This window comes from uncultured Methanobrevibacter sp. (assembly GCF_902788255.1).
GTDB lineage: Archaea > Methanobacteriota > Methanobacteria > Methanobacteriales > Methanobacteriaceae > Methanocatella.
Genome location: NZ_CADAJR010000059.1, coordinates 1 through 4,534, shown reverse-complemented (window position 1 = coordinate 4,534; position 4,534 = coordinate 1). Strand labels below are relative to the sequence as shown.

Genomic DNA, 4,534 nt, shown 5'->3' with positions numbered 1-4,534 from the left:
GGAGCAGCATCATGATCAGAGCCTAAAACAGCATCACTGTTAGAATCTGTTCCATTACCTGAAACATCACCATCATGACTTCCATGACCGTTTCCACGAGCATTTCCGCTACCACTATGAGAAGTACCATTGCCAACAGCACCACTAAAACCAGTACCGTTTGAAAGCCTGTTCAAGGCACGATTGATCCAAGCGAGATCACCAGTGCCTCTGCCAGAACCTTCCCTAATATAATCCTTCAGCCAATCAGGATAATAATCCTCACTCATAGTGTTCTTAGGATTACCATTGGTGTTGTTTTTAACAACAGTCCCAGATGGGCGACTAACTTGATTATTAGTACTAGCGCCAGTATGATTAGAAGTAGTATGAGTATTTAAAATATTATTAGAAACTGTTGAATTATAAGTAGAGGAGTCCTTGACATCACCAATTAATTTAACACCATAATTACCATTTGTAGTAATATTATTGTACTGAATATTATATGTATGATTTCCCCTGATATTTTGAACATAACTAATACCATAAACTGCATTCTTAATAGAATTGCCTAAATCATTTACAATAATCGTATTATTCAAAATATTATCACCAGTATCCTGAACCTCAATACCAGTAACTAAGGCATAAGGAGCATAACCATCAACCGTTGCATCACCAGTCACATTAATAAAATTACTAATAATATCAATAAAAGTATCCCCATAGAAATTCTGAGAATAAATCCCACAATTAGGGCCATGATTAAAAGTAGTCAAATTGTTAAAAGCAATCTTAACATGATCAACAGGCCCATTAATTTGAATTGGATAAGCTGTGCTCTGGCAAGTCTTACCTCCGTTAGTAAATACTGAAATATTATTTTTTATAACAGTAACATTATTAAGGTTATATAAATCCAAAGCATAAAGGTAGTTATCCTGACCTACTTTGGTAATAAAATCCTCGCTACGAATAACATTATTCTCAATCATAGAATGACTGCAACCATATAAAATAACAGTATCTAATGTAGGATAATTAAAACTTCTATAATTAACCAATGTATGGATATAATTATTGGACAAAGTCAAATTCTCAGAGCAATCTGCTGCAAAAGCAGCGACAGTGTCTGTACTCACTTTACCATAAGATCCAACAAAAGTCCATAGAATATATTTGATTGGCAACTCACAATAAATATTATTGCCAGAAACCAAACTATCATGAGTATTTCTTAAAAAAATACCATAGTTATAATCATTATCTCCTAAACCATGACCATAAAAGTTGATAGTATTGTTAATAATATTCAAGCCAACAAAATCATCATCATGGCCATCAGAATAAATGCCGAAAGCAGTGACATTTTCAGGAGTTGTATAATTTAAAGTACAGTTATAAATAGTCACATTATCTGCATGAACAAAAATACTGGCATATTCATTTTCCTCGAATTCCCTATCCAAGACCATATTAATGTTAGACAACACAATGCCTGTGGCACCTAAGTCGAATACGGTATTGTAGAACAGGGAATCCTTTGCGGTGACCAATGTATTGTTGGATGTGAAGCGGATGACACCTAGACTGTCAAAGTTGCCTCCGAATATCAATGTGCTGTTTCCATACTCTGACTTCAGCACGTTGTCTTCAAAGAACTCATTGAAATTCAAACTATCTATATAATACGTATTATTGCCTAAGGACCCATTGGAAACATTATTTGAAGCTTTAACATCACCAGAATCCTTTAAAGCCTTACTGGAAGAAGAACCGGAATGCACAACATCATCATCTTCAACAGAAACCTCATCCACACTGGAAACAGGATCATCCATGCTTCCAGCAGCTAGATTAGATGAGGAGATAATTCTATTACTGTCCCCTTCTGCAGAAGAAACCAGACAGGAATCATCTTCAGAGGAAACTGTGCTTAACTCGATTTCCTCCACTGCGGAAACAGAACCGATGTTATCCACCGATAGGAGAGAATCAGCACTGCCATCTGCAGAAACGGAAGAAACCGAGACCAATAGAACCATAATCATTGAAAACAATAGCAATTGTTTGTTTATCTTTTGCATATTTCAGTTCCTTTACATTATTTTTTTAAAAATTTTTTCTCTATTAGAATATTTTTTCTTTCAACCACCGAGTACAATTAGTTTTTCAATTTAATAACAAAAAACATTTTGATTATAAACGTGACAAAAAATAAATTTTCCATTGAAAATTTATTTGTTATTCCAATCCAAATCAAGTCATTGGAATAAAAAATAAATCCCACGGAAAAAACGCTTTTTGAATGAAAGAAAAAGATAAAAAAAGAAGAACCGGACATCCTTCTTTTGTTTATGTTTTTTCCCTGTTTTTCACATCTTTTCCGTTTATGATTAATTTATTCCTTGACGAATTTAAATGAGGTTTAAACTCTTTTTTTGCATCTAAAAAGAATTTATTTATTATTCCAACCAAAAAGATAATGATTGGAATAAGAAATAAATTCTCAATAAGCATTTTGACTTTGTTCCTCCCATATTTAAAATATTAAATGTTAATAGATCTAAAAAGGAGATTTTAGACCTATTAACTAAATAAATTAATTTATTTTACAGTTATTTTTGCTTTTTTGCTGATTGCCTTGTAGGTGTTGTCTCCTGCGAACTTGGCTACAGCAGTGTACTTGCCCTTCTTGGTGAGCTTGACTTTCACGGTTGCAATACCCTTTGCATTGGTCTTTGCAGTGTAGGTCTTCTTGTTGACTGTGAAGGTAATCTTCTTGCCCTTGATTGCTTTTCCTTTAGCATCCTTAAGGGTGAAGGTGACCTTTTTGGTCTTTGCTTTGACCTTGAAGGTCTTTTTAGCGAAAGTAGCCTTTGTTGCTTGCTTGTTGACAGTAACCTTTACAGCCTTCATGGAAGCCTTGTAGTCATTGTCACCGAGGAATGACAAGGTGTAGTAGTATGTACCTGCATTAGCATAGTTGACGTTCACTTTGGCAACGCCGTTCTTGTCAGTTGTGACAGTTGATGTCTTGCCGTTAACAGTCACTTGAACAGCCTTGCTTGCAAGGACCTTGCCGCTAGCATCCTTCAAGGTAATGGACAATGTCTTAGCGACCTTAGCGGTAGTGGTTATGTCGCTTGCAGTAATTGAAGTAGCAGTCTGGTTAATATAAACAGGAACTTCTACAGGGACTTCAACAGTTATGTTGTTTACTATGATGTAAGTGCTTAAGGAAGCGGATGATTCCTTATAGTTAGCATTTCCTTCAAAAGCAGCGCTGAAAGTAACTTTACCTGATAAGTCACTGATGTTTAAAGTAGCCACACCGTTTTCCATTTGGCAAGGAATGCTTTCTTCATTTACAAGAACATTGATCCCATCCACATCAGCAATAGGGTTCCCTTCCATATCTGTTAAAGAGATCACAAGGTTATCTCCATCTACATCCATAGTTAACTTAGAGCCAGCCCTAGATTGAGTAGAGTTTACATAAAAAGCACCACCAATAGGAATAACATCAGTACTTACTTCAAAATCATAATTACAATCTTCAATACTGATTAAGTTTTCTATATCATTGATGTATTTTGCAACACCGTTAAATGTGCATCCTTCAAAAGTACAAGCATCGAATTTTACAGCTCCTTCATATTCTGAATTAGTGTAGACTAAAGAATCTGCTTCGATATTTCTAAAAGTACAATTTTTAAACTCTACATTTTCATATTTGTGAATGTCAATTACATTATTATAATTTTCAAAAATACAGTCTTCAAAGACAGTCAAATCATAACCATAATCAACAGGATTATGATTAAAATTTTCTTCAGAGGTTTCTCCAATAATTATAGCATCAGGTCTAAAAGTACAATTTTTAAAAAATCTTTTACCTATACCAGCAGGTGTTTCTATTTTTATGGTTTTTTCGAAGATTAAGTTAACATAAGTATGAATAACACCATCATAACTCTGTTCAGTCCAAAGGGATTGTGAGAAAATTGTGTTATTTTGACCAATTATAGTGTAATTTTTTTGATTAGTGCCTAAAAAGTTAGAATAAGTACCTGAAGCGACATAAATCACACCATCATCAGCTATAGCATACAATGCATTATAATAAGCCCAGATTCCACCATAAGCATTTTCCCAATCAGCACCGGAAACAATTGGCTCATCATCATCATCTGTAGTGCCCTCTCTACTTATATTTATATAAAGTTCAGTAGGGCTCCCATCATCATTTAGCATAGGGGACTGTCCGGAAAGTTCATCATCAACTTCATCAAGAGCAGGCTCATCATCAACAGAAGCCTCTAATTCAACATCATTGCTATCATCCTGAGCAGGTGCAGACTCATCCACAACCGGCTCATCTTCAACTACAACAGATTCCAAAGAATCGCTTGCATCATCGGAAACCGCATCAACTGCAACAGTATCAGCACTTGCATCCACAACATCCGTGGACACATCCTCTGCAGCGCTTGCAGCTCCGATTATACAAAATATAAGTATTAAACATATGCATATCTTTTTAAAACTC

General features: G+C 35.0%; 2 protein-coding genes and 1 pseudogene. All 3 read right to left on the bottom strand.

The genetic code is table 11. From position 1 onward, the window contains the following. A pseudogene (locus tag QZV03_RS11085) lies at positions 1 to 2,069 on the bottom strand (hypothetical protein); the annotation flags it as partial. Positions 2,070 to 2,337: 268 nt separating this feature from the next. Beyond that, positions 2,338 to 2,502 carry a hypothetical protein gene (locus QZV03_RS11080; RefSeq protein WP_296876782.1) on the bottom strand — a complete coding sequence of 55 codons (165 nt, stop codon included), beginning with the start codon at positions 2,500 to 2,502 and terminating at the stop codon, positions 2,338 to 2,340. Between the two features lie 87 nt (positions 2,503 to 2,589). Then, positions 2,590 to 4,534 (bottom strand): Ig-like domain-containing protein (locus QZV03_RS11075; RefSeq protein WP_296876780.1); only part of this gene is annotated, 1,945 nt, incomplete at its 5' end.

Bases quoted from the DNA above. Each gene is read 5' to 3' on its own strand.
- QZV03_RS11080 (WP_296876782.1), bottom strand. From the start codon at position 2,502: ATGCTTATTGAGAATTTATTTCTTATTCCAATCATTATCTTTTTGGTT.